Source organism: Caulobacter sp. LARHSG274 (assembly GCF_052871235.1).
In genome coordinates this window covers 53518-78086 of sequence record NZ_JBIXJO010000020.1, presented here as the reverse complement: position 1 = coordinate 78086, position 24569 = coordinate 53518, and the positions used below count along the sequence as shown (strand labels likewise).

Here is a 24569-nt window from a genome sequence, read left to right as displayed (position 1 = left end):
CTCATGCCGTCGGCGCGGGCTGGGCGGTGAACAGCTGGACGCCGAACACCGGACCGGCCGTGCTGCGATCGCGGGGAACGAACCGCACCTTGACCCTGGCCTTGCCCTTGGTCAGCGCTTCCGGCAGCGGATAGTCGACCTCGAAGAATTTGCCGGGCCGGTCGGCCTCCAGGTGCTGGCTGGCGACCTTGACGTTGTCGACGAGGATGTCGAAGTCGCGGCTGCGCTCCTCGCCCCAGTAGGTCGCCTGCAGGATCAGCGGGCCGGGCCGGACCTTCATCTCGAATTCGAAGAAGCCGCCGGAGCGGGCGTCGCGGCCGTTGCGGTTGCGATAGGCCACCGGATAGGACAGTTCCGAGACCAGGTTGTGGTCGCGTTCGGGCTGCATCTCGCCCAGGTGCATGATGTCGACCGAACGGGCGCTGATGTCCTTCAGCCGCGCCTGCTCGGCCAGGAAGGCGGCCTCCTCGACCTTCCAGGCGTTTTCGCTGAAGCGCCGGAAATAGACGGCGCTGCGCCGCTCGTACTGGCTGTAGAACGGCGCGAAGGTCAGGTCGGCGGGCCGGACGACGCCGCGGGCGACATAGACCGCCTTTTCCGGCGACACCGGCTGGAAGCTGGTCAGCACCGCCTCGCCGACCAGGGCCGGGTCGACGCCCTTCCAGGGTTCGCCGGACGGTCCCAGGTCCGCGGCCAGCACCATCGGCCCGCGCAGCACCGCCACCGTCTGGGCGTCGCCGGGCGTGGCTTCGAGGCGCAGGTCCAGCGGCAGGCTGACAGCCACCACGTCCCCGGCCCGCCAGCGGCGGTCGACCAGGGCGTAGCCGCCGACGGTCTCAGGCGTGACGGCCTGGCCGTTGACGGTGACCTTGGCCCGGCCGTTCGCCCAGCTCGGTGTCCGCAGGGCGATCGTGAAGCGGCCGGGCTTGACCAGCCTGGTCAGGGTCAGCCGCGATTCCGCTTCGTAGGGATAGCGGGTCTCAAGCCGCACGGTCGCGCCACGCGCCTTCCACTGCGCCTCGGCGGGGATGTAGAGGTTGACCAGCAGCGTCCCCTCGCCTTCCCAGAAGATCGATTCGCCATGCTTGGCGTGGCTCTCCATGCCGGTGCCGACGCAGCACCAGAATGGGTCGTCGGCCGGATTGGAGAACTCGCGCGGCGCGCCGGTCAGCAGCGGTGTCATATAGCTGAAGCCGCCGGTCTTGGGGTTCTGCGCCGCCATCACATGGTTCAGGTGGGCGCGTTCGTAATAGTCGAACAGCGCGCCGTCGGGCCGCCAGCCGTAGAGCTGCCGGGTCAGCTTGAGCATGTTGTAGGTGTTGCAGTGCTCGCAAGTCTGCTCGCTGACATGGGCGGCGATGGTGTCCGGAGCCGAGAAGTATTCGCGGTCGGCGTTGCCGCCGATCACATAGCTGTGGTGGTCGGTGACCGTGGTCCAGAAGAACCGCGCGGCGGCCGCGTCCTGCGGTTTTCCGGTCAGGTCGTAGAGGCGGGCCAGCCCGATCAACTTGGGGACCTGGGTGTTGGCGTGGAAGTTGGCCAACTTGTCCTGCTGGGCGACCAGCGGGTCGAGGACCTTGCGGTCATAGAGCCGCTCGGCGACGACCAGCCAGCGCCGATCGCCGGTTTGGGCGTAGAGCTCGGCATAGCTCTCGTTGAGCCCGCCATATTCGCAGCCCAGCAGGGTCTGCATCTGGGCGTCGTCAAGGGCGGCGAAGACCCGCTCGAAATAGCCGCCCAGCCCCGTCGCCACCTCCAGCGCCTGCGGGTTTCCCCAGGCGCGATGCACGTCGAGCAGGCCCGCGAAGACCTTGTGCACGGTGTAGAGCGGCGACCATGCGCCGTTGAGGTCGAAGCCGCCGGAGCGGATGTCGCCCTTCATCACCTCGGCGAAGATCTCCTCGCCGTCGACCACCGTCCCGTCCTTGCGCTTGCGCTGCAGCGCGCCGACATAGCCCGTGCCGCGCTTGGCCTGGGCCCGGGCCAGTTCGCCGACGATGTAGTCCGCGCGGCGGCGGCATTCGACGTCGCCGGTCTGCTCGTAGGTCAACACCAGGGCCGACAGGTAGTGGCCCAGACTATGGCCGGCGATGGTGTCGGACTCCCAGCCGCCATAGACCTCGCCCTTGGCCGGCAGGCCCGCGAAGGTCATGAAATTGTGCAGGAAACGGTCGGGATTGAGCCGCAGCAGATAGGCCCGGTTGACCTCGACGGCGGTCGCATAGTCCGACGGCAGCAGGCGCACCGACGACAGCGGCAGGGGCGCGGCCTTGGCGGGCAGCGAGGCGCCGGGGGCCTTGGCCAGGGCGGCGATCGGCCGGGCCGTTCCGGCCAAAGCCGCGGCGGCGAGCATCAGGTCACGGCGCGTCGCCATCGGTCACATCCCACTTGATACCGTATACGATCTTAGAGTCGCGCCTCTCGCCCGTCAATCTGGCGTCAGACAAAAGGCGGCGATCGACACGACGCGTCTATGCGCCAACAGCTCAACGACTCAACGGCCAATCATATACCGTATAATTTCCTTGACGACGCGCGGGGGAACCGGTTTGTGCAAGGCCAGGACCAATGGCGGGACATGACGAGGCTCCGATGACTAACCGTCGCCTCTCGGCCCTGGCGGCCCTGCTGCTGGCGACCCTGCCCCTGACCGCGACCGCCCAGGAGCCGGCCAAGGCCAAGCCGGTCTTCGCGCCGATCGCCAGGACCGCCTATCGCACGCCCCAGTTCCGACTCGAGCTGCGAACCGACACCCAGACGCTTGCCCGGCTGTCGCCGACCGCCGAACCCGGCTTCGACTTCGTTCCTGGCGCCCGCGAGGCCGAACGCGCTGGCGACGGCTATGTCCATGTCGGCGACATCCATCTGCGCCTGCGGACAGCGGGCGGGATTTGGCGCGACTTCAGCTCCGCCCACCAGCGGCGGCCGATCCGTCGCCTGGCGGCCGGCGGCGCGACCCTGGCGGCGGCCGACATCACTGCGTCCCTGGGCGAAGGCTCGCCGCTGCGGGTCGAACGCCGCTGGATCGCCGAGGGCGGCGCGCTGGCCCTGCGCTTCGTCCTGACCAACATCTCCGAGCAGGCCGTCGAGGTCGGAGGCCTGGGCCTGCCGATGGTGTTCGACAACATCATCACCGACCGCTCGCTGGAGGAGGCCCACGCCCAGGCCAGCTTCGTCGATCCCTATATCGGCCGCGACGCCGGCTACCTGCAGGTCACCCGGCTCAACGGCAAGGGCCCGGCCCTGCTGGTCCTGCCGGAGCAGGCCACGCCGCTGGAGGCCTATCGGCCGATCCAGCAGGCCGGCGGCGGCGCCAGGCCCGGCGACATCTTCACCGACCGCAGCAAGCGCGGCCAGACTTCGGAAGGCTTCTACGACTGGACGGTGGCCAGCAAGGGCTTCGCCGAGCAGGACTGGAAGACCGCCGAGGAGCAATGGAACACGCCCACCAGCTTCACCCTGGCGCCGGGTACAAGCCGCACGATCGGGGTGCGCCTGGTCACCTCGCCCTCGATCCGGGCGATCGAGGACACCCTGGTCGCCAACGGCCGTCCGGTCGCGGTCGGCATTCCCGGCTATGTCGTGCCCACCGATCAGGATGCGACGCTGTTCCTGAAGTCGCCCAAGCCGGTGGCCAGGATCGACAGCTATCCGGCCGGCGCGCTGACCGCCACGCCGGTCAAGTCTGGCGCCGGCTGGGCGCGCTACGCCATCCGGGCAGCGGGCTGGGGCCGGGCGACGCTGTTGATCACCTACGCCGACGACAGCGTCCAGACCGTCTCCTACTTCATCACCAAGCCGCTTGAGCAGGCGATGGCCGACCTCGGCCGGTTCTCAACGACCAGGCAGTGGTTTGAGGATCCGTCGGACCCGTTCAAGCGGTCGCCCGGCATCCTCACCTACGACCGCCAGGCCGAGAAGATCGTCACCCAGGACCCGCGGGTCTGGATCTCGGGCATGAGCGACGAAGGCGGCGCCGGCAGCTGGGTCGCGGCGATCATGAAGCAGCTGGACAATCCCGACGCCGGCGAAGTGGCCAAGCTCGAACGGGTGGTCAACGAGACCATCGTCGGCGGGCTGCAGGTGGCCGAGGGCGAGCACGTCGGGGCGGTCAGGAAGAGCCTGTTCTACTACGCCCCCGACGCGTTCCCGACCTATTACGATCCCAAGACCAACTGGAAGACCTGGACCTCGTGGTCGAAGACGGACGCCGGCGACCTGGGCCGGTCGTACAACTATCCGCACGTGGCCGTCGGCCACTGGGTGCTCTACCGCCTGGCCCGCAATCACGACGGCCTGGTCAAGGCCCACGACTGGCGCTGGTACCTCGACCACGCCCAGCTGACCGCCGTGGCGATGATGCGCGACGCCCCGTACTACGCCCAGTTCGGTCAGATGGAGGGCGACGTCTTCGTCGACATCCTCAAGGACCTACGGCGCGAGGGCCTGACCGCCAAGGCCGACGAACTCGAGGCCTTGATGAAGGCCCGGGCCGACCACTGGAAGACCCTGCCCTATCCGTTCGGCAGCGAGATGGCCTGGGACTCGACGGGCCAGGCCGAGGTCTATGCCTGGATGCGCTTCTTCGGCCACCAGAAGCAGGCCGACGAGACCCGCGAGGTGATCCTCGCCTACGACCCGACCCTCCCCAGCTGGGGCTATAACGGCAACGCCCGGCGCTACTGGGACTTTCTCTATGGCGGCAAGGTGGCGCGCATCGAGCGGCAGATCCACCACTACGGCTCGACCCTGAACGCCGTGCCGCTCTTCGACGCCTACCGCGCCGATCCGAGCGACCTGCACCTGCTGCGCGTCGCCTATGGCGGCCTGATGGGCGGGATCACCAATATCGACCGGGAAGGCTTCTCCTCGGCGGCCTTCCACTCGGCCCCGGACATGATGTCCTGGGACCCCTACAGCGGCGACTACGGCATGGGCTTCTTCGGCCACGCCTATGCGGCGGCGACCTACCTGGTCAACGATCCGACGTTCGGCTGGCTGGGCTTCGGCGGCAATGTCGGCCAGGCCAACGGGGTGGTGCGGATCGAGCCCAGGGACGGGGCGCGCACCCGGCTGTTCGTGGCCCCGATCGGCGCCTGGCTCACCCTGGAGGCGGGCAAGATCGACGCCGCCGCCTACTCCCCGGCCACGGGCGAGCTGACCCTGACCCTGGCGGCGCGGGACGCGTCCACCTCGGCGGCTCGGCTGCGGGTCGAGGCCACCACCAAGGGCGCCCGTCCCTATCGCCCGGCCGGCGCGGTCCTCGAACGAGGCGCCTACACCCTGCCGCTCGCCGAGACGCCGACCACCATCGTCTTGACCCCCGTGAATCTCGAAAGGCCCGCCCCATGATCGACGAGCCTTGCAAGGTCGCCCCATGAACATCGTCATCGTCATGGGAATCCTGGTCACGCTGGCGACCGGCGTCCCGGTGCTGATGCAGCTGCTGCGGGACCACCCGAGGGGCCTGCTGATCCTGTTCTTCGCCGAGATGTGGGAGCGGTTTTCCTACTACGGCATGCGCAGCATCCTGATCTTCTACCTGACCCAGCACTTCCTGTTCGACCCGAAGACGGCGGCCAACCACTACGGCTCCTACACCTCGCTGGTCTATCTGCTGCCGCTGATCGGCGGCGTCCTGGCCGACCGCTATCTGGGGGCCCGCAAGGCGGTGATCTTCGGGGCCCTGCTGCTGATCGCCGGCCACCTGACCATGGCGATCGAGGGCGCGCCGGCCACCCAGACCCTGACCTATGCCGGCCGCACCTACGACTTCGTCTCCGAGGGCCGCGGCGAGGGTCGGGTCTCCCGACTGGTGGTCGAGGACCGGCCCTATGCGGTGGCCGCCACCAAGGCCGGCGACTTCGCCGTCGACGGCCTGCCGGCCGACGCCCGGATCCCGGCCGTCCTGGCCAAAGGGCAGTACCAGCTGGGCGTGGCGGGCCGCGACCCGGTCTATCTGAACCTGCTCTGGCTGGCCCTGGCCCTGATCATCGTCGGCGTCGGCTTCCTGAAGCCCAACATCTCGACCATCGTCGGCCAGCTCTATCCGCAGGGCGACCCGCGCCGGGACCCGGGTTTCACCCTCTACTATTACGGCATCAATCTCGGCTCGTTCTGGGCCTCGATCCTGTGCGGTCTGCTGGGGGTGACGGTCGGCTGGTGGGCCGGTTTCGGCCTGGCGGGGCTGGGCATGGTGGCCGGTTTCGTGGTCTTCGTGCTGGGCAAGCCGCTGTTGCGGGGCAAGGCCGAGCCGCCCGATCCCCAGCGGCTGGCCCGGCCGCTGCTGGGGCCGCTGAACCGCGAGGGACTGATCTACATCCTGGGGCTGGCCGGGGTCGGCGCGGTGTTCTGGCTGGTGCGGCGCACCGGGGCGGTCAACCTGACCCTGATCGCCGGCATGGCCGCTTCGCTGGGCTATATCCTGTGGTTCATGTTCGCCAAGTGCGGCAAGGTCGAGCGCGAGCGCCTGGGCCTGGCGGTGTTCCTGATCTTCGGGGCGGTGATCTTCTGGACCCTGTTCGACCAGGCCGGATCGTCCCTGAACCTGTTCGCCGCCACCAATGTCGAGCTCGACCTGGTCGCCGAACCGGTGCGGCTGTTGAACGGCGCCGTCACCCTGGCCGCACCCGAGCAGCTGGCGGCGGCGGGAATCAACCGGGCCTCGACCTTCTGGATCAACACCAGCTTCAACGCCGCCCAGACCCAGGCCCTGGGCTCGGGCTGGCTGCTGGTCTTCGCCCCGGTCTTCGCCTTCCTGTGGACGTGGCTGGGCCGGCGCGGCAAGGACCTGAACCCGGTCGTCAAGTTCGGCCTGGCCCTGCTGCAGGTCGGGGCCGGCTTCCTGCTGCTGCAATGGGGCGCGCAGTTCGTCGACGGGACCTTCCGGATGCCGCTGGCCTTCCTGCTGCTGATGTACATGCTGCACACCACCGGCGAGCTGTGCCTGTCGCCGGTCGGCCTGTCGCAGATGACCAAGCTGTCGCCGCCGGCCCTGGTGTCGTTCATCATGGCGGTGTGGTTCATGGCCGTGTCGATCGCCGACAAGGTCGGCGGCTTCGTCGCCGGCCTGACCGCCACCGAGACGGTCGGCGGCCAGGTGCTCGACCCGGCCGCGGCCCTGGCCCGGTCGCTGGCGGTGTTCAACGGCATCGGCGCGGTCTCGATCGCCATCGGCCTGGGCTTCCTGGCCCTGTCGCCGATCCTGAAAAAATGGTCGCACGGCTCGGACGAAACCGACCATCACGCCCCGGTGGATGTCGCGACGAACGCCGGCTGAGCGGCCTGACCGCGGACACGGCTTTTCCGCCTCACGCGGAACTCCGCTGAGTCGATGGGGAGGGTGCGAAGCGCCCGGGCCTCGCCCGGAATAGCTTTGATGTTGTTACCGTTTCGACGAAGTGCAGGCGCTTCGCGTGGAACCGTTATCCGGAAGCCATCGGGTCGCGGATTTTTAACCCGCTCCGATGGAGGCCCCCGACGGGCGGAGAGGCGACGAAACCCCGTCCGGACCGCGCGGGCGATTTCAGCCCGCGCCTGCTGCGCCGCCGGTCCCTCGCCGCCGGGGCTTCGTCCCGATGTTTCAGGGAACCTGCCCAGGACCGCCGCGAGGCGTCACCAAAGACCACCGAAGAGCGCTTCCCGCTCGACCACCCCCAAAAGCCGCATCGGTCGCCGTACGTGCGCCCTCCCCGTGCTCTTGGGTGGGAGCATTATTGGGCCGGCCTGGAAGGGTGAGGACGGAAAAAAGTGAGAAAATCGTAGGGCGTTGATTTCGTTGGTTCTGACCAGCGTCCATCCCCGCAAACCGCGGGAATGGAGCACCCTATGACCCTCTCCCATCGGGAGAGGGGTCAGAAAAGCCCCCTCAGAAGTCCATCGTCAGGCCCACGAACATCGTCCGGCCCATGGGGTCATAGACGCCCGGATAGGTGTTGCCGTTGCCGAACGAGGTGAGCAGGCCGGCGGCGATCGCCGGGGGGTCCTTGTCGAAGGCGTTGTTCATGCCCGCCCGCAGCGCCAGCTGCTCGCGCACCTTCCAGGTCGCGGCCAGGTCCAGATAGCTGTAGGCCTTGATGCGGCGATTGACCTCGACATAGTCGCCCTGCAGGAACGGATTGCTGTCGTTGCTCGCCAGGTTGGTGGCCCCGAAATAGCGCCAGTTGGCCGAGAGCGTGGCCGGAACCCAGGGCAGGTTCCAGGTCACCCGCATCTGGTGACGCCAGGCCGGATTGGGCTGGCCGCAGGTCGGGCCGAACAGGCCCTTGCAGTTATAGGCCCCCAGGCCCGGCAGCTGCTCGATCTTGCGGCTGTTGAGGTAGGTGCCCACGAAGCTGAAGTCGAGGCTGCCCCAGTCGCCGGTCCTGGTCAGGGACGACAGGTCGAGGCGGTAGTTGCCGGTCACGTCCAGGCCCGAGGTCTGCAGGAAGCCGGTGTTCAGGTTGGTGGCGACGATATAGCCGCGGTCGCCGAACAGCACGCCCGAGGTCGGGTCGCGGTGGAACAGGCTGCAGAAGTACGGATTGCTGGTCTGGACGCACTGGTTGATCACGGTCGGGGCGTCGACCGAGCCGATGTACTGGTCGACATAGATGTCGAAATAGTCGAGCGACATCGAGAAGCCCGGCAGGAAGCGCGGGGTCAGCACGACGCCGGCGGTGCGGGTGTCGGCCACTTCCGGCTTCAGGTCGGGATTGCCGCCGCCCTGGGTCACGCAGGTCTCGGCCGGGCATTCGGGGATCTTGCCATACTGGGCGGCGGTGACGCCGGTCAGGGCGCAGGCTGCGGCCGAGGCCGTCGGCGCCGCCCCGGCGCAAGGGTCCACCGCCGAGACATTGCCCAGCGACTGGGCCGCGAACAGCTCGCTGATATTGGCCGCCCGCACCGCGCGGTTGTAGCTGGCGCGGAACCGCACGTCCGAGGTCGGGGCGTATTGCAGCTCGACCTTGTAGGTCGAGACCCGGTCGTCGAGATAGTCGTACTTCGAGGTCCGGTAGCCGGCGTTGACCGACAGGCTCTTGATGAATGGCGCGTCCTGGACCAGCGGCAGGTCCAGCTCGCCATAGACCTCGTTGACGCTGAAGGCGCCGGCGTTCTCCTTGGTGCCGGCCGCCTGGGCCAGGGCGTCGGCCTCGAACTTCAGCTCCTCGCGGCGATGCTCGGCGCCCAGCGCCACGGCCGCGCCCTCGTTGGCCCACGGGCTCTTGATCCCGTATTGGCCGAGGTCCCCATTCAGGGTCGCGCTCAGCACCTTCTCGCGCTGCACCCCGTGGGTGTAGGTCGGCGCGTAGAGGTACTTGTAGGCCGCCGCGCTGAGGCCCTGGTACTTGAAGACGTCGATCGGCACGCAGCTCGGGTCGGTGCCGTCGACCACCGACTTGCAGGTCGGGGTCCCGTTGACGCTGACCACCTGCAGGGCCTTGGCGGCCTTGGCGTTGTCGACATTGTTCTTGTAGCTCTCGTCGAGCACGACCTGGGAGTAGAGGAAGCCGGCGTCGTAGGTCCAGCCCGGTGCGATCTCGCCGCGCGAGCCGAGATTGATGCGGTAGGCGGTGTGGCGCAGGTCGTCGCGGCGGGGCGAGCTGCCGGGTCCGGTCAGGCGATAGCCGATGAAGGTGTCCTGGTTGACGTCGGTCCCCGCGGCCGAGCCGCACAGCGTCGCGGCCTGGGAGGCCGACATCAGCGGATTGTTGCAGTTGATCTTGAACGTCGTCCCCTGAAACAGAGCGGACGGCGCCGCCTGCGAGAAGGTGTGGTCGTCCATGAACATGAAGCTGCCGTAGACCTCGGCGGCCTTGTTGATCTCGTAGTGGGCGAAGGCCCCGGCCGTGTAGCGGCTGTCCGAGCGCTGGATGTAGTTGGTGGGCGCGTAGTTGTAGAGGAACGAGCTGTCGTAGGGGACCCAGGTCTTGTTCCCGTCCTTGGTGTTGTTCAGCGTCTGGCCGGCGTTGGGGCCGCTGAGCAGGGTGAACAGGCCGTATTCGTTGTTGCTGGAGCCGCCGCAGACCAGGGCGTTGTTGCGCTCTCCGTCCAGGTTCAGGCCGCAGGCCGAGTAGTCGCGGCTGTCCTGGGTGACCGGCTTGAGCTCGCGATAGCCGGCATAGAAGGTGACATTGCCCTTGCCGTCCGGCGCGTTGATCCCGAAGGCCAGGTTGATGTCGGTCTTCGCCCCGTCGGTGACGTGCTTGTCGGGCAGCTTGTAGCCGGCGCTGGTGATCAGCGACCGGGAATAGTCGTTGTCGTTGGTGTGCTGGGCGATGCCGTACTGGGCGTCCAGCCGCAGGCCGTTGAGGTCCTTCTTGAGGATGAAGTTGACGACGCCGGACACGGCGTCTGAGCCGTAGACCGCCGAGGCGCCGCCGGTCACCACGTCGATGCGGTCGACCAGGGCGCCGGGAATGAAGTTCACGTCGGCGGTCTCGGCCGGCAGCATCCGCTGGCCGTCGACCAGCACCAGCACGCGGCTGGAGCCCATGTTGCGCAGGTTGACCCGCGCGGTGCCGTCCGAACCGTTCGAGCCGTTCTCGTTGGAGTCGGCGGTGAACTGCGGCAGGCGGTTGAGCACGCTCTCGACCGAGGTGGCGCCCTGGTACTTGAACTCGTCGCTGCCGACCACGGTCATCGGGCTGGCCGAGGTCAGGTTGGGCCGCTTGATGCGCGAGCCCGTCACCACCACCGCGTCCAGGGTCGCGGGCCCATCGTCGGCCGTCGCGACGTCGCCTGCGAAGGCGGCCGGAGCCGCGGCGACCAAGGACAGGAACGCAAAGGCCGCGGTTCCGGCCAGAAGCTCAAGACGACCCTGTCTGCTGCGCATGGAATTTCCCCTCCACCAAAGCGCCTGCGATCAGGCGCGCTTCGAGGTCAGGAGGCATGATTATACACTTTATGTCAAATATGTTATACGATATACAAGCTGTACCGCTCGCGATGCCCGGTTCGAGGGCGTCGGGGCGTGGGTGACCGCAGGCTGAATCATCATTTTCCGTCTCCCCGGCCGCGCCGCTGATCGCCCCGGCGGTGATTGCCCGCGTCGATTGCCCCTGTTCGACCGAGCGGCCTAAATCCGGCGACGACGGCTCGGCACAAGGACAGGCGCGCGGATGACGCAGGCGGATGACGCGACACGCACGACCCCGACGGGGTGGCGGATCCGCTGGAACCCCGCCCTGGCGCAGCAGGCCTATGCCGACGGCTGGTGGCGGCCGGAGACCTGCGCCGACGCCCTGCGGCGTCTGGCGGCGGAGGACCCGGACCGGATCCTCGTCATCGACGGGGCGACCCGCCTGCGCGCCGCCGACCTGCACGACCAGGCCGGCCGGCTGGCGCGGGCCATGCTGGCCCGCTTCGCGCCCGGCAGCGTCGTCTCGTTCATGCTGCCCAACTGGCATGAGGCGGCGGTGATCTACATGGCCGCGACCCTGGCCGGGATGGTCGCCCACCCGATCCTGCCGTCGCTGCGCGACCACGACCTGCGCTTCATGCTCGCCGACATCGGCAGCCGCATGATCTTCGCGCCCAGCGCCTTTCGCGGCCATGACTGCGCGGCCATGCTGAGCCGGGTGGCCGAGGCGCTGGAAACGCCGCCGGAGGTCGTCGTCGTCCGCGGCGAGGCGGGCCCGCACACCGCCTTTTCGAGCCTGCTCGACAACGCCCTGGCCACGCCCCTGCCGGCCCTGGACCCCGACGATGTGCGCATGGTCATGTACACCAGCGGCACGACGGGCCGTCCCAAGGGGGTGATGCACACCCACAACTCGATCAACGCCCTGATCCGCCAGATCGGCCGCTGCTGGCGGGTCGAACCCGGCGACCGCTTCCTGGTGCCGTCGCCGATCAGCCATATCGGCGGCTCGATCTACGCGTTCGAGACCCCGCTGCTGCTCGGCGCGACCGCGATCCTGATGGAGAGCTGGGACCCGGACGCCGCGGTCGAGATCATGGTGCGCGAGGGCTGCACGCACATGGCCGGCGCCACGCCGTTCCTGCAGCACCTGCTGGCGGCGGCGCGCAAGGCCGGCACCCGCCTGCCCGACCTGAAGCTGTTCATCTGCGGCGGCGCCTCGGTGCCCCCAAGCCTCATTCATGAGGCCGCCGGCTATTTCGAGCGGGCCATCGTCAGCCGGGTCTACGGCTCGACCGAGGTTCCGGTCACCACGGTCGGGGTTATCGACCGCGGCGACGCGCGCCATGCGGCGGAGACCGACGGCCGCCCGGGCCTCGCCATCATCCGGATCGCCGACGACGGCGAGATCCGCGCCCGCGGGCCGCAGATGCTGGTCGGCTATGTCCACGCCGAGGACGAGGCCGGCGCCTTCGACGCCGACGGCTATTATCGCACCGGCGACCAGGGCCGACTGGTGGACGGCGACCACCTGGTCGTCACCGGCCGGATCAAGGACCTGATCATCCGCAACGGCGAGAACATCTCGCCCAAGGAGATCGAGGACCTGCTGATCGGCCATCCCGGCGTCGCCGAGATCGCCATCGTCGGGGTGCCCGACGCCAGGACCGGCGAGCGGGCGGTGGCGGTGATCGTGCCCCGTGCGGGCGCCGCGCCCGACGTTCCCAGCCTCGCCGACTTCCTGGCCGGCCTGGGCGTGGCGCGGTTCAAATATCCCGAAGCGGTGGCGCTGTGGACGGCGCTGCCGAAGAACGACGCCGGCAAGGTCCTCAAGCAGGGCATCCGGGCGACGCTGACGGGGAAATAGCCGATTGCGGCGCGGTGCGTCCTTCGAGGCTCGCCCGTCGGCTCGCACCTCAGGATGAGGACGCCCTGGCTGATTTCCTCATCCTGAGGCGCCCGCGAAGCGGGCCTCGAAGGACGCAGGGCGTCAGCCGCCCTTCGTCATGCCGAAGCTGTAGCCGATATGTTCGGCGTGGCCGCTGGGGACCGGTTCGAAGACCACCGGGTCGGTCCGGTCGCCGATCTCGCCCATCCGCGCGGCGACCTCGTCGATCGTCCAGGACGGCTGGTAGACGCCTCTAGTCTCGGCGACATAGGCCTTGGCCACTCGCCCGGCGATCGAGACCAGCAGTTCGCCGGTGATCGAACAGGACTCGTGCGCCAGCCAGGCCACCGACGGCGCGACGAGGTCCGGCTCCATCGGCGGATAGATCGAGGTGTCGAGCCCGTCGGCCATGCGCGTCACCGCGGCGGGCACGATGGCGTTGCTCTTGACGCCGAACTCGGCGCCCTCGATGGCGGCGACATGCGACAGAGCGAAGGCCCCGGCCTTGGAGACCGCGTAGTTGGCCTGGTTGCGGCTGCCGTACAGGCCGCCGATCGACGAGGTCAGCACGATGCGGCCGTAGCCGGCCTCGCACATCAGCGCATAGGCCGGCCGCACCACGTGGAAGGCGCCGCGCAGGTGGACGTCGAGGACGGCGTCGAAGTCCTCCTGGCTCATCTCCTTCAGCGGCGCGCCGCGGACGTTGCCGGCGTTGTGGATCAGGATGTCGACCTTGCCATAGGCGTCGATCGCCGTCTGGATGATGGCCTTGCCGCCCTCGGGGGTGGCGACCGAGGCGGTGGAGGCGACGGCCTCGCCGCCCGCGGCCCTGATCTCCTGGACCACTTCCTCGGCCACGCCGGTGTCGGCGTCGCCGCCCTTCATGCTGGCGCCGGGATCGTTGACCACCACCTTGGCGCCCTTGGCGGCCAGCAGCAGGGCATAGGCCCGGCCCAGTCCCCGCCCGGCGCCGGTGATGACGGCGACGCGGCCGTCGAATCTGAGTTCGGTCATGCGGACATCCTTCGCCTCGTAAGCGTGGCGACCGGCGTAACACGGCGGAATCGCCGCCGTAACCGACCGAAAACACGCAGGAACCGGCCCGGGGCGATAATCCGGCACGGCGATGAATGCCGCCCGTCCGGGGCCGATGTCTTGACAGGCCCCGGCCAAATGCGGCGCAGCAGGAGCTGGCGAAAAGCCGAAGGGACAGCGGATCATGCAGGTAGCCATCATCACCGGCGCGGGCAGCGGCATCGGCCTGGGCACGGCCAAGATGCTCCACGACGCGGGCATGGCGATCGTCGGCGTCGGCCGCGACGCCGAGAAGCTGGCGACCCTGGCGTCCACGCTCGACGACCCGGACCGCCTGGCCGTCCTGTCGATCGACGTGACCGCCGACGACGCGCCGCAGAAGATCGTCGCCCTGGCGCTCGAGCGTTTCGGCCGCCTCGATTTCCTGATCAACAACGCCGGCGCCGGCAGCCCCAAACCGCTGCACGAGACCGACGACGCGACGCTGGACGGCTTCCTGGACGTGATGCTGCGCGCGCCCTTCCGGCTCTGCCGCGAGGCCATCGGCCACATGGGTCCAGGCTGCGGCATCGTCAATGTCACCTCGACCTATGCGGTGATCGGCGGCCGGCGCGGCGGGGCCTATTCGGCGGCCAAGGGCGGCCTGACCTCGCTGACCGAACACATCGCCTGCGACTACGGGCCCAGGGGGATCCGCGCCAACTGCGTCGCGCCGGGCGTGACCATGACCGACATGGTTCGCCACCGGTTCGACGACGAGATGTTCAAGCGCGTGAACTTCGAGACGACCCCCTTCCCTCGCCTGGGCGAGGTCGAGGACATCGCCAGCACCATCGCCTTCCTCTGCTCGCCGGGCGCGGGCTTCATCAACGGCCAGACCATCGTCGTGGACGGCGGCTGGACGACGACCAAGCACATGTCCGATCGGGCGCTGCGCACGACGTGGGTCGAGCCGGACGCGGAATAGGCCGCCGGGCCGAGCGGGCTCATCCTCGCGAAGCCCATGTGCGGTGAGCTACGATAGTCCTCATCCCGGCGCTCTCCCTTCTTCCCTCTTCCAGGCGAAGGCCGGGACCCAGATTCATCCTGAGCGGCTCGTGGGTTTCACCTGGGCCCCGGCCTTCGCCGGGGAGACGGGGATTTGAAATGCGCGATTCAACTTGAAACAAATGCGCCCTACACGCCGACCAGTCCCGCCCCCGCCTCGCGGCCGCCCCAGGCCGCCAGGCGCGCGCCGTGGGGATTGGCCTCGATCCGGTCGTCGTAATTGAACACCATCACCGACCGCTCCGCAGCCGTATAGGCGGGCCAGCCGGGCGCCGGCGTCAGGTGGCGGACGAAATGGGCGTAATGGCCGATCATCCGCTGGCCCAGCGCCGCCCGCTTGCCGCGAAACGGCCCGCCGCGCGCCAGGGCCGCGCGGAAGTTCCGCATCGGCCAGGTCAGGGTCAGGTCCAGTCCATGCGTCGCCCCGGCGATCGGATGGCTGTAGTCGAAGCGATAGAACCAGGTCGGGCTGTGGCCCGCCTGGCGTTCGGCGAAGTTGCGCGTCGGCATCGCGAAGGTGAGATCCGTGGCCAGGGCCCGCCGCCCGGCCGTGGTGCGCGGATAGGCGGCCAGGATGCGGGAGGCGTGGGCGTCGCCAAGCTGGCCGACGAGCAGGGCTTCGAGCTGCGGCCATGTCGTGGGCAGGATGTCGCCCGGCATCAACTCGAACAGCCGGATCTCGTCGCGGGCCGCCCCGGCGATCAGCGGCACGGGCGCCGCGGCCTGCGTCTGCGCGTCGTCCAGCGATCCGGGCAGCAGGTCGCCGTCGAACCAGGGCGAGGCCGGAATGGTCCCGGGATTTTCCGCCCCGACCGTGGCCTGGGCCTCGAACAGCCGATACAGGTCCATGCGCCGCATAGCCTCCAGGTCGCCCTGGTTGACGCCCAGCACCTGGGCGAACCGCCGGGCGATCTTGCGGCTCTTCTCGCGGCTGTGGATCAGGCTCAGCGCCCCGCTCTGCATGATCGCGCCGCGAAACAGCGGCCAGGCCGAGCGGGCGTGGAGCAGCAGCGACACCGACATCGACCCCGCCGACTGGCCGCCGATCGTCACCCGGTCGGGATCGCCGCCGAAGGCCGCGATATTGTCCCGCACCCATTCCAGGGCGGCGATCTGGTCGCGCAGGCCAAGGTTGGAGGGCATGTTCGGCAGGCCCAGCACCTCGCCGAAATTGACGAAGCCCAGCACCCCGACCCGGTAATTGATGGTGACGACGATGACGTCGCCCGCCTTGGCCATCGCCGAGCCGTCATAGGAACCGCCGTTGCCGACTACGAAGGCGCCGCCGTGGATCCAGACATAGACGGGCTTGCGCCCCACATCCTCCCCGTCTTCGGGCGCGTAGATGTTGAGGTCCAGGCAGTCCTCGGCGAATTCCGGCGCCTTCAGCATCGCGCGCTTGGCCGCATTGCCGTACATCTGGGGGCATTTCGCCCCGATCGCCGTGGCGTCGCGAACGCCGCTCCACGGTTCAACCGGCCCCGGCGCGGCGAACCGCGCCTGCCGGGCGTAGGGCACGCCCAGCCAGCGCCGGACGCCGTCGACCACGGTCCCTCGCACGGCGCCGGCCACGGTGTTGATGGTCAATTGGCTCATGATCCGCCCCAATGATTGCCGGCAGGCTTTCATGGGCCGGGCCTTCGATCATCCGGTAAGCGACCGGTCCCGCCCATCCATCGACACGGCGATGGCGGCCGGCGACGAACGCCCAGAATCCGCCCCGGCGATGCAGCCGTCGCCGACGATTGACTTGCCGCCCCGCCATCCTGTTCAAACCCTGAACAGTCGTTCAGTCACGGTGCGGGATGCATGGCCATCGACAGGGTTGATCTCAACCGCTGTTCGGCATGACGGCGTCATGCAGACGGGTGCGGACGTCTTTCCGGTTGCAGGCGGGCGCCCCCGCGACGCCAATGGCCGGCGACCCAGGATCGAAGCGAAAGCGGCGCTGACCAATCCGCCCGCCACAAGACAACATCATTAGGAGAGCCAGAATGTCGTTGAAGGGAAAGGTGGCCATCGTCACCGGCGCGGGATCCGGGATCGGCCGCGCCATCGCCGTTCGCTTGGCGCGCGACGAGGCGGCCATCGCCGTCCTGGACCTCAACGGCGACGGCGCCGCCGAGACCGCCAAGATGATCACCGACGCCGGCGGCAAGGCCATGGCCCTGACCGTCGACTGCGCCAGCGAGGCCGCGATCAAGGCGGCCGGCGCCCAGATCCGCGCCGAATGGGGCCCGATCACCATCCTGGTGAACAACGCCGGCATCGCGACCTTCGTGCCCTACATGGACATCACCGAAGAGGTCTGGGACCGCACCATCGCGATCAACCTCAAGGGCCCGCACCTGTGCTGCCGCGAGGTCATTCCCGACATGCTCGCCGCCGGCTGGGGCCGCATCATCAACATCACCTCCTCGTCGGTGCAGTCCGGCTCGTTCGCCCAGGCGCACTACGTCTCGTCCAAGGGCGGTCTGCTGGGCCTGACCAAGGCCCTGGCGCTGGAATATGCGCCGACCGGCATCACCGTGAACATGGTGCCGCCGGGTTTCATCGACACCCCGATGCTGCGCGCCTCGCCGGTCGACGCCGAAGCCTTCGCCAAGACCCTGCCGATGAAGCGGATCGGCCAGCCCGAGGACATCGCCGCCGCCTGCGCCTATCTGGCGTCGGAGGAAGCCGGCTACGTCACCGGCCAGACGATCAGCACCAACGGCGGCCGCTACATGGGATCGGCCTGAGCCGGGAGACGCGGCCATGCGCCTGGCGGGAAAGATCGCGATCATCACCGGGGCGGCGGGCGGCATGGGGCAAGCCTCGGCGCTGATCTTCGCGCGCGAAGGCGCCAAGGTCGCCGCCGTCGACCTGGACGAGGCCAGGGTCGCGCCGGTGGTCGAGGCGATCCGCGCCGCCGGGGGCGCAGCGATCGCCATCGGCGCGGACATCAGCAAGACCGCGGACGTGCGGCGCATCGTCGACCGCACCGTGGCCGAGCTTGGCCTGCCCAACATCCTGTTCAACAACGCCGGGGTCGACACCGAGGGCAAGCGCTCGATCCTCGACATCTCCGAAGAGGCCTTCGACCGCTGCGTCGAGGTCAATCTGAAGGGCGCCTGGCTGATGACCAAGCATGTCGCGCCGCAGATGATCGCGGCGGGCGGCGGGTCGATCGTCAACACCGCCTCGATCGCCGCCCATATCGTCGCCAGCTCGGCCGGCTATTGCGCCTCCAAGGCCGGAGTCATCGCCCTGACCAAGGTGACGGCGGTCGAGCTGGGCAAGCACGGGATTCGCGCCAACGCCCTGTGCCCCGGCGCGACCGAGACGCCCATGGCCCGCGAGCAGCGGATCGAGATGCAGAAGAAGGGCCTGCCGACCTCCAACGAGCTGATCGACCGGATGGGCGTGCTGGGGCGGATGGCCCAGCCTGAGGAGATGGCGATGATGGCGCTGTTCCTCGCCAGCGACGAAGCCAGCTTCGCCACCGGGGCGGTGTTCGACAACGACGCCGGCTGGACGGCGATGAGCGGGATCTCGGTCCAGGCCTTCGCGACGTGACCGCCGCCGCGTCTCCGGCCGACCAAGCTTGCGCGCGGTCCGACGCCGCCTATGCTCCGGCCATGACCGCAAAACGTCGAATTGGTAACGAGAGCTCGGAAACCAGAGCCCTGATCGTCGATACGGCCGAACTGGTCATCCGCGAGGAAGGCTACGCCGCCGCCAGCACCCGACGGGTGGCGATCCGCGCCGGACTGAAGCCGTCGCTGGTCCACTACTATTTCCCCACCACCGACGACCTGTTCCTGGCCGTCTTCAAGCGCGGCGCGGCCCAGAGCGACGCGATGATCGAGCAGGCCCTGTCGAGCGACGATCCGTTGCGCGCCCTCTGGCGCTTCTTCGCCGACACCAGTCGGACCACCCTGGCCTTCGAGTTCGTGGCCCTGGCCAACCATCGCAAGGTGATCGGCGCCGAGATCGCCCGCCACAGCGAGGCCATGCGCGCCCGCCAGGTCGCGGCGCTGGAGCAACTGATCGGCGAAAAGCTGGCGGCCTCGGGCAGCGGCACGCCGGCCGGTTTCAGCCTGGTGCTGGCCGGCATCGGCCGGGCCCTGGTCATGGAAAGCGAGCTTGGCGTGCGCTCGGGCCATGCGGACGCCCGCGCCTTCGTCGAGGCCTGGCTCGACCAGCTGCTGTCGCCGCCCCCCGCGCCGGGCGGGACTTGACGCCGCCGACCATCCATGCTGAACATGTGTTCAGCAAATGAAAAATGGATTGGGGAGACGCGTTATGTCCGTCGATGTTTTGACCCGCGTGTCGCAGGAAGCGATCAAGCCGAAGATCGGCAGCCGGGTGCTGAACACCAAGGAAGAGCTGCTGTCGGGCGCGATCGGCAAGGAACTGCGCGCGCTGCTCGAAGAGCGCGGCGTCCTGGTGTTCCCCGAGATCAAGTTCACCGACGAGGAGCAGATCGCCTTCACCAAGACGCTGGGCACGTTCGCGCCGGAGCATCGCGGCGGCGAGGAGATCACCAAGATCACGCTGGACGCCAAGGAGAACCCGGCGGCCGCGGAATATCTGAAGGGCTCGCTCTACTGGCACATCGACGGCACCATGAACGACGTGCCGATCCTGGCCTCGCTGCTGTCGTGCCGGGTGCCGGCCACCTGGGGCGGCAACACCGGCTTCTGCAACACCTACGCCGCCTATGAGGCCCTCTCCGCCGAGCAGAAGGCCGAATACGAGACGCTGCGCGTGGCCCACTCGGTCTGGGCCTCGGTGTTCTACTACGAGCCCGAACCCAGCCTGGCCAAGCTGAAGGGCATGCAGGCGATCGGCGAGAACGAACTGCCGCTGGTGTGGAAGCACGCCTCGGGCCGCAAGTCGCTGGTCCTCGGCTGCACCGCCCACCGGGTCGTCAATGTCGACGCCGCCTGGAGCGCCGAAATCCTGGTCGGCCTGCGCGAATGGGCGACCCAGGAAGAGTTCAGCTACAGCCACGAATGGAAGGTCGGCGACCTGGTCATCTGGGACAACACCGGCACCATGCACCGCGCCGAGGCCTATGACCCCAAGTGCAATCGCATGATGCACCGCACCAAGCTGCAGGGCGAAGAGCCCTTCGAATAGGCGGCGGGTTTCGACCAAAGCGATCCGAAGCGGGCTCGACGCTGACGGCGTCGAGCCCGTTTTCCGGCCGCCGACGCGAGTACACCCGCAAGCCGTTTTCCCAGCGAAGGCCGCGACCCAGGTCGTAGAGCGGAGTGTTTCGGATCATCGTCCCATACGACGGCTGAATCTGGGCCCCGGCCTTCGCCGGGGAGACGGATGAAAGAGGACCGTAGATGTGGATGACGCTGGCCGCATGGCGCCGTGGTCCGCTGCGGCCATCTAGGCGATCGAACGCGGCGCGCCGGTCCCCATGTAGCGGGCCAGATTGTAGTGCAGGCTGGCGATCGAACGTTCCATGTAGGGATTGGGCTGGGTCCCGCGGAAGCCGACGTTCTTCATGCCCTGCTGGACGGCGGCCATGTTGTTGAAGTCCTGCTGCAGCACCGGCGGCCAGTCCTCGGCCCTGGTGTATTCCCACGCCGTCTCGGGCGCCTCGCCCTGCGGGAACAGCTCGTAAACCGCCGCCTCGAAGATGCACATGTCCGGGTCGTCGCCATAGGGCTTGGCGCTGTAGCAGAGCATGTTGTTGACGGCCTGGCCGATCTGGAAGTTCGGGAACACCTGCCAGGCGGTGCCGGCCTTGGCCGTGTGCGAGGGCTCGACCACCGGCCAGACCACGCCGCGCGCCGCGTCATGCTCGCGCGCCGACTTCAGCCAGTGCTGGAAAACCACCGGCGCGGGCGTGCCCTCGGGCAGCTCGTCCTTCAGCCGGTTGGCGGCGTCGACCAGGGTCCGGGTGGTGTTGGTGTTGGCGTTTTCCCAGGTGTAGTTCTGCAGCTCGGCCGTGGTGATGCGCGGATCGCCGCCGGTTCCCAGGCGGAGCTTGGCGGCGTCCTCCTCCATGTCCTTGGGCGCGTCATAGCCGATATTGGTGTGCAGGCCGTGGTTGCGGGCCCAACCGCGGAACTGGCCGAACTCCATGAACTCCGGGTGCGTGCTGGAGACGTGATAGGTCTCGGCGAACGCCTCCATCGCCACCTTCCAGTTGCAGTTGAAGACGATCCACTTGCGCCAGCGGTACCGCATGTTCTGGGTCTGGAACGGATCCAGCATCGCCGGAATCGGATCGAGATAGGCGCCGAGCGGCGCGGCGTCAGGATCGAGATTGATCCAGATCCACCCGCCCCAGGTGTCGACCTGGACCTTGCCCAGGCTGGTGCGGCTGTCGGTCAGGGCGCCCTGCCAGTCGTCCTTGTGTTCGATATAGGTGCAGCGGCCTTCGAGGTTGAAGGTCCAGGCGTGGAAGCCGCAGACGAAGCTCATCCGCTTGCCGCTGGCGTGATGCTGGCCCGGCGGCGTGTCGATCAGCCGACGGCCGCGATGCGGGCAGACATTGTGATAGGCGCGGATCTCGTCGGGGCCGGTGCGGGTGATGATCACCGAGTCGACGCCGATGTCGTAGGTGATGAAGCTGCCGACCTCGGGGATTTCCTCGATGCGCCCGGCCTGCAGCCAGGTCTTGCGCCACAGCCGGTCCTGTTCGGCGCGCGCATAGTCCCTGGAGACATAGGCTTCGGCGGGAACGGTGACGGGTCCGACCAGGTCCTCGGGAGTCTCGGCGATCTTGCCCATCCTGGTCATCGCGGTCTCACCTGCTGCAACGGCCATTTGATAGCACCGCCCCGCCGAGGCCCGTATCGCTACCGCGATTTCCAGTCCGGCCGACGCTTCTCGGCGAAGGCCCGGGGACCTTCCTGGGCGTCCTGGCTGCGGTAGGCGTATTCGGACGCATGCCGGGCGGCCTGCAAGGCGGCGGCGCGGCCCATCTCGGTCGCCAGCATCACGGTCTCGCGGCCGGCCTTCACCGACAGTGGCGCGCCGTCGAGGATCTCCTGGGCCAGCTCGATCGCCTTGTCCATCAGCGCCTCGGGCTCGGCCAGCCGGTTGACCAGGCCGATCTCATAGGCGCGCTGGGCGGTGATCGGCTTACCGGTCAGGATGATCTCCATCATGATCCGCTGCGGGATCATGTGGATCAGCGGCGCGGCCCAGGGCGAGCTGCGCCCGACCTTGACCTCGGTGATGGCGAACCGGGCCACGGTGCTGGCCACGCACAGGTCGCAGGCCTGGGCGATCATCCAGCCACCGGCGAAGGCCACGCCGTTGACGGCGGCGATCGTCGGCTTGGACAGCTCCATATTGTCGCCGGGGACCGGGAACATGTCGCGCGGCGGGACCTGCAGGCCGCGCTCGACCATTTCCTTCAGGTCGCCGCCGGCGCAGAACGCCTTGTCCCCCGCCCCGGTCAGGATGGCGACGCGCAGGGCCGGGTCGCGCTCGAACCGGTCCCAGGCGGCGAACAGGCCGTCGCGGATGTCCTGGCCCAAGGCGTTGCGTTGCTCGGGCCGGTTCAACGTGATGACGGCGACGCCGTCGTCGCGGGCTTCGAACAGGACAGCGTCGCTCATCAGAAGCCCCTCTGCTGGATGGTGTGGGCCGCGCGGTCGAGCGCTTCGCGGAAGTCCGGATGAGCGACGGCGATCAGGCGGCGGGTGCGCTCGGCCAGCGACTGGCCCTTCAGCTCGGCCGCGCCGAACTCGGTGACGATGACGTCGACGTCGCTGCGGGCCGTCGTCACGGGCCCGGACAGCGTCGGCACGATCCGGCTGATCGTCCCGTCCTTGGCGGTGGCGGGCAGCGCGATAATCGCGCGACCGCCGGGCGAGCGGGCCCCGGCCCGAACGAAGTCGACCTGGCCGCCGGTCCCGCCCAGATAGGCGGCCCCGCTCTGTTCGGCGTTGACCTGGCCGGTCAGGTCGACTTCCAGCGCCGAATTGATCGTCACCAGCCGCTCCAGTCGCGCCAATACCGCCGCGTCGTGCGTGTAGCTTGTAGCGCACATGCGGATCGCCGGATTGCAGCGGGCGAAGTCATAGAGCTTGCGGGTGCCGATCAGGGCGCCGTTGATCGAGACGCCGGCGTCGATGGCCTTGCGGGCGTTGGTGACGACGCCGGCCTCGACCAGCTCGACCAGGCCGTCGCCGAGCATGCCCGAATGGACGCCCAGGTCCTTGCGGTCGTGCAGCAGGCGCAGGATCGCGTCCGGCACGGCGCCGACGCCGGTCTGGATCACCGCCCCGTCGCCGATATAGCCGGCGGCGTGGCGGGCGATCGCCGCGTCGGTCTCGCCGATCTTGGCCGGCGCGACCTCCACCGGCGGTCGGGAGACCTGGACGGCGCAGTCGATCCGCGCCGCCGGCAGCCGTTCGCCGAAGCTATAGGGGACCTGGTCGTTGATCTCGGCGATCACCACGCGGGCCTTGTCGATCATCGCCCGCACATGGTCGCTGATCAGGCCGAAGCTGTGCTGGCCGTCGGCGTCGGCCGGGCTGACCTGGACGAAGGCGACGTCGCAGCCGATCAGGCCCTGGGCGATCATCGGCCCGATCTGGCTGACATGGGCGGGAACGATCCCCAGCTTGCCGGCCTTGGTCATCGACCGCAACGCGCCGATCGCGCCCATGCTGGACAGGGCGAAGCTCTCTGCCGTTTCCGGCGTGAACAGCCCCGAAAAGCTGGTGGCGATGAACGCCGACAGGTCGCCGATGTCCTGGCCCTGGGCGATCAGCGCCTCGACCAGGGTGGTCGGCTCGCCGCAGGCCTGGCCGATGGCGACGTGGTCGCCCGGCCGCAGGAAGCGGCTGAGGTCCAGCCCGGCGGCGTCGGTGGTGAAGGTCACGACCGTTCCGCCAGCGCCAGCAGCGCCTGGGCCCGGGCCAGATAGGGGCGGTCGAGCATGCCGCCCTTGTAGCCGATCGCGCCGACGCCCGGGTTGGCGGCGAACAGGTCGACGATCTCCTGGGCGGCGGCGATCTCCTCGGCGGTCGGGCTGAAGGCGGCGTTGATCACTTCGACCTGGGCCGGGTGGATCGCCAGCATGCCGCGATAGCCGTCGCGACGCACCTGATCGGCCCGCTTGCGCAGGGTCTCCAGGTCACGGAAGTCGCCCTGGATGGTCTCGATCGGCGCGACCCGCGCGGCCGCCGCGCCCAGCAGGCACAGGCTGCGGGCCAGCTGGTAGGTGAAGGCGTAGCCGCCGTCGGGATTGCGGTTCTCGCTGGCGCCCAGGGCGTCGGCCAGGTCCTCGGCGCCCCAAGTCATGGCGACCAGCCGCGGCGCGCTGGCGTAGTCGCCGGTCGTGAACATGCCCTCGGCGGTCTCGGTGACCAGGGCGATGACCTTGGTCGCGCCCAGCTCCATGCCGTTGGCGACCTCCAGGGCCGACAGATAGTGGTCCAGCCGCTCGACATCGGCCCGGCCGCGCGCCTTGGGCAGCATGATCCCGCCTGGTCGCCCGGGCATGATCGCCGCCAGGTCGGTCAGGGTATGAGGGCCGTCCAGCGGATTGACCCGCACCCACAGGCGCGAACGGTCTTCGGGCTGCCGCGCCAGGAATGTGCTGACGATCCGGCGCGCCGTCGGCTTCTCCTCGGGCGCCACGGCGTCTTCCAGGTCGAAGATCACGATGTCCGCCGGACCGGCGGTCGCCTTGTCCATCTTCCTTTCGCTGTCGCCCGGCGCAAAGAGCCAGGAGCGCATCTTCAGCGGGGTGTCTTTGGCCGTGGTCATTCGCTTTTCCCGATCCGGATC

17 protein-coding genes are annotated in these 24569 nt (G+C 68.7%); 9 read left to right on the top strand and 8 right to left on the bottom strand.

Going from position 1 to position 24569, the window contains the following annotated elements; translation table 11 throughout:
* Position 1: 1 nt before the first annotated feature.
* Complete coding sequence (locus ACIPQB_RS22455) at positions 2–2374, bottom strand: beta-L-arabinofuranosidase domain-containing protein (RefSeq protein WP_446487470.1); 2373 nt, start codon at positions 2372–2374, stop codon at positions 2–4.
* A gap of 218 nt (positions 2375–2592) precedes the next feature.
* Here ACIPQB_RS22455 and ACIPQB_RS22450 point away from each other — a divergent pair, with 218 nt between their 5' ends.
* Together ACIPQB_RS22450 and ACIPQB_RS22445 are read left to right on the top strand one after the other, a co-directional pair.
* Complete coding sequence (locus tag ACIPQB_RS22450) at positions 2593–5352, top strand: DUF5695 domain-containing protein (protein ID WP_446487469.1); 2760 nt, start codon at positions 2593–2595, stop codon at positions 5350–5352.
* A 25-nt stretch (positions 5353–5377) separates the two neighbouring features.
* Positions 5378–7279, top strand: coding sequence for a peptide MFS transporter (locus ACIPQB_RS22445; RefSeq protein WP_446487468.1), 1902 nt, complete (start codon positions 5378–5380; stop codon positions 7277–7279).
* Positions 7280–7867: 588 nt separating this feature from the next.
* Here ACIPQB_RS22445 and ACIPQB_RS22440 read toward each other — a convergent pair.
* Positions 7868–10813: a TonB-dependent receptor domain-containing protein gene (locus tag ACIPQB_RS22440; RefSeq protein ID WP_446487467.1), complete on the bottom strand. Its 2946-nt coding sequence runs from the start codon at positions 10811–10813 to the stop codon at positions 7868–7870.
* A 286-nt stretch (positions 10814–11099) separates the two neighbouring features.
* On the opposite strand from ACIPQB_RS22440, the gene ACIPQB_RS22435 reads away from it, so the two are divergent.
* Positions 11100–12707 carry an AMP-binding protein gene (locus ACIPQB_RS22435; RefSeq protein WP_446487466.1) on the top strand — a complete coding sequence of 536 codons (1608 nt, stop codon included), beginning with the start codon at positions 11100–11102 and terminating at the stop codon, positions 12705–12707.
* 123 nt (positions 12708–12830) lie between these two features.
* Here the strand turns inward: ACIPQB_RS22435 and ACIPQB_RS22430 are convergent, their stop codons facing one another.
* Positions 12831–13742: an SDR family NAD(P)-dependent oxidoreductase gene (locus ACIPQB_RS22430; protein ID WP_446487465.1), complete on the bottom strand. Its 912-nt coding sequence runs from the start codon at positions 13740–13742 to the stop codon at positions 12831–12833.
* A 205-nt stretch (positions 13743–13947) separates the two neighbouring features.
* Here ACIPQB_RS22430 and ACIPQB_RS22425 point away from each other — a divergent pair, with 205 nt between their 5' ends.
* On the top strand, positions 13948–14730 hold the full coding sequence (locus ACIPQB_RS22425) for an SDR family NAD(P)-dependent oxidoreductase (protein ID WP_446487464.1): 783 nt from the start codon (positions 13948–13950) through the stop codon (positions 14728–14730).
* Positions 14731–14939: 209 nt separating this feature from the next.
* Here ACIPQB_RS22425 and ACIPQB_RS22420 read toward each other — a convergent pair whose 3' ends face one another.
* On the bottom strand, positions 14940–16406 hold the full coding sequence (locus ACIPQB_RS22420) for a carboxylesterase/lipase family protein (protein WP_446487463.1): 1467 nt from the start codon (positions 16404–16406) through the stop codon (positions 14940–14942).
* On the opposite strand from ACIPQB_RS22420, the gene ACIPQB_RS22415 reads away from it, so the two are divergent.
* The 5 genes from ACIPQB_RS22415 (at position 16405) to ACIPQB_RS22395 (ending at position 19937) form a co-directional block, all read left to right on the top strand.
* Positions 16405–16794, top strand: a complete 390-nt coding sequence (locus ACIPQB_RS22415; protein WP_446487462.1) for a hypothetical protein — start codon at positions 16405–16407, stop codon at positions 16792–16794. The genes ACIPQB_RS22420 and ACIPQB_RS22415 overlap by 2 nt on opposite strands.
* A gap of 10 nt (positions 16795–16804) precedes the next feature.
* Entirely contained in the window at positions 16805–17551 is a 747-nt protein-coding gene (locus tag ACIPQB_RS22410; protein WP_446487461.1) for an SDR family NAD(P)-dependent oxidoreductase, read from the top strand.
* 16 nt (positions 17552–17567) lie between these two features.
* The gene (locus tag ACIPQB_RS22405) at positions 17568–18368 is read left to right on the top strand and encodes an SDR family NAD(P)-dependent oxidoreductase (RefSeq protein ID WP_446487460.1); all 801 of its coding nucleotides are present in this window, start codon (positions 17568–17570) and stop codon (positions 18366–18368) included.
* Between the two features lie 62 nt (positions 18369–18430).
* Complete coding sequence (locus ACIPQB_RS22400) at positions 18431–19033, top strand: TetR/AcrR family transcriptional regulator (RefSeq protein WP_446487459.1); 603 nt, start codon at positions 18431–18433, stop codon at positions 19031–19033.
* A 64-nt stretch (positions 19034–19097) separates the two neighbouring features.
* Positions 19098–19937: a TauD/TfdA dioxygenase family protein gene (locus tag ACIPQB_RS22395; protein WP_446487458.1), complete on the top strand. Its 840-nt coding sequence runs from the start codon at positions 19098–19100 to the stop codon at positions 19935–19937.
* 261 nt (positions 19938–20198) lie between these two features.
* Here ACIPQB_RS22395 and ACIPQB_RS22390 read toward each other — a convergent pair whose 3' ends face one another.
* The 4 genes from ACIPQB_RS22390 to ACIPQB_RS22375 are packed head-to-tail and all read right to left on the bottom strand — an operon-like array spanning position 20199 to position 24548.
* Positions 20199–21560, bottom strand: a complete 1362-nt coding sequence (locus tag ACIPQB_RS22390; protein ID WP_446487457.1) for an aromatic ring-hydroxylating oxygenase subunit alpha — start codon at positions 21558–21560, stop codon at positions 20199–20201.
* A gap of 59 nt (positions 21561–21619) precedes the next feature.
* Positions 21620–22387 carry an enoyl-CoA hydratase/isomerase family protein gene (locus ACIPQB_RS22385; protein WP_446487456.1) on the bottom strand — a complete coding sequence of 256 codons (768 nt, stop codon included), beginning with the start codon at positions 22385–22387 and terminating at the stop codon, positions 21620–21622.
* A complete protein-coding gene (locus tag ACIPQB_RS22380) occupies positions 22387–23658 on the bottom strand; it encodes an acetyl-CoA hydrolase/transferase family protein (protein ID WP_446487455.1) in 1272 nt (423 codons plus the stop codon). The genes ACIPQB_RS22385 and ACIPQB_RS22380 overlap by 1 nt, the downstream gene beginning before the upstream one ends.
* On the bottom strand, positions 23655–24548 hold the full coding sequence (locus ACIPQB_RS22375) for an HpcH/HpaI aldolase/citrate lyase family protein (RefSeq protein ID WP_446487454.1): 894 nt from the start codon (positions 24546–24548) through the stop codon (positions 23655–23657). Before ACIPQB_RS22375 ends, ACIPQB_RS22380 begins: the two co-directional genes overlap by 4 nt.
* Between the last annotated feature and the right edge of the window lie 21 nt (positions 24549–24569).

Bases quoted from the DNA above. Each gene is read 5' to 3' on its own strand.
- ACIPQB_RS22455 (WP_446487470.1), bottom strand. From the start codon at position 2,374: ATGGCGACGCGCCGTGACCTGATGCTCGCCGCCGCGGCTTTGGCCGGA.
- ACIPQB_RS22450 (WP_446487469.1), top strand. From the start codon at position 2,593: ATGACTAACCGTCGCCTCTCGGCCCTGGCGGCCCTGCTGCTGGCGACC.
- ACIPQB_RS22445 (WP_446487468.1), top strand. From the start codon at position 5,378: ATGAACATCGTCATCGTCATGGGAATCCTGGTCACGCTGGCGACCGGC.
- ACIPQB_RS22440 (WP_446487467.1), bottom strand. From the start codon at position 10,813: ATGCGCAGCAGACAGGGTCGTCTTGAGCTTCTGGCCGGAACCGCGGCC.
- ACIPQB_RS22435 (WP_446487466.1), top strand. From the start codon at position 11,100: ATGACGCAGGCGGATGACGCGACACGCACGACCCCGACGGGGTGGCGG.
- ACIPQB_RS22430 (WP_446487465.1), bottom strand. From the start codon at position 13,742: ATGACCGAACTCAGATTCGACGGCCGCGTCGCCGTCATCACCGGCGCC.
- ACIPQB_RS22425 (WP_446487464.1), top strand. From the start codon at position 13,948: ATGCAGGTAGCCATCATCACCGGCGCGGGCAGCGGCATCGGCCTGGGC.
- ACIPQB_RS22415 (WP_446487462.1), top strand. From the start codon at position 16,405: ATGATCCGCCCCAATGATTGCCGGCAGGCTTTCATGGGCCGGGCCTTC.
- ACIPQB_RS22420 (WP_446487463.1), bottom strand. From the start codon at position 16,406: ATGAGCCAATTGACCATCAACACCGTGGCCGGCGCCGTGCGAGGGACC.
- ACIPQB_RS22410 (WP_446487461.1), top strand. From the start codon at position 16,805: ATGTCGTTGAAGGGAAAGGTGGCCATCGTCACCGGCGCGGGATCCGGG.
- ACIPQB_RS22405 (WP_446487460.1), top strand. From the start codon at position 17,568: ATGCGCCTGGCGGGAAAGATCGCGATCATCACCGGGGCGGCGGGCGGC.
- ACIPQB_RS22400 (WP_446487459.1), top strand. From the start codon at position 18,431: ATGACCGCAAAACGTCGAATTGGTAACGAGAGCTCGGAAACCAGAGCC.
- ACIPQB_RS22395 (WP_446487458.1), top strand. From the start codon at position 19,098: ATGTCCGTCGATGTTTTGACCCGCGTGTCGCAGGAAGCGATCAAGCCG.
- ACIPQB_RS22390 (WP_446487457.1), bottom strand. From the start codon at position 21,560: ATGACCAGGATGGGCAAGATCGCCGAGACTCCCGAGGACCTGGTCGGA.
- ACIPQB_RS22385 (WP_446487456.1), bottom strand. From the start codon at position 22,387: ATGAGCGACGCTGTCCTGTTCGAAGCCCGCGACGACGGCGTCGCCGTC.
- ACIPQB_RS22375 (WP_446487454.1), bottom strand. From the start codon at position 24,548: ATGACCACGGCCAAAGACACCCCGCTGAAGATGCGCTCCTGGCTCTTT.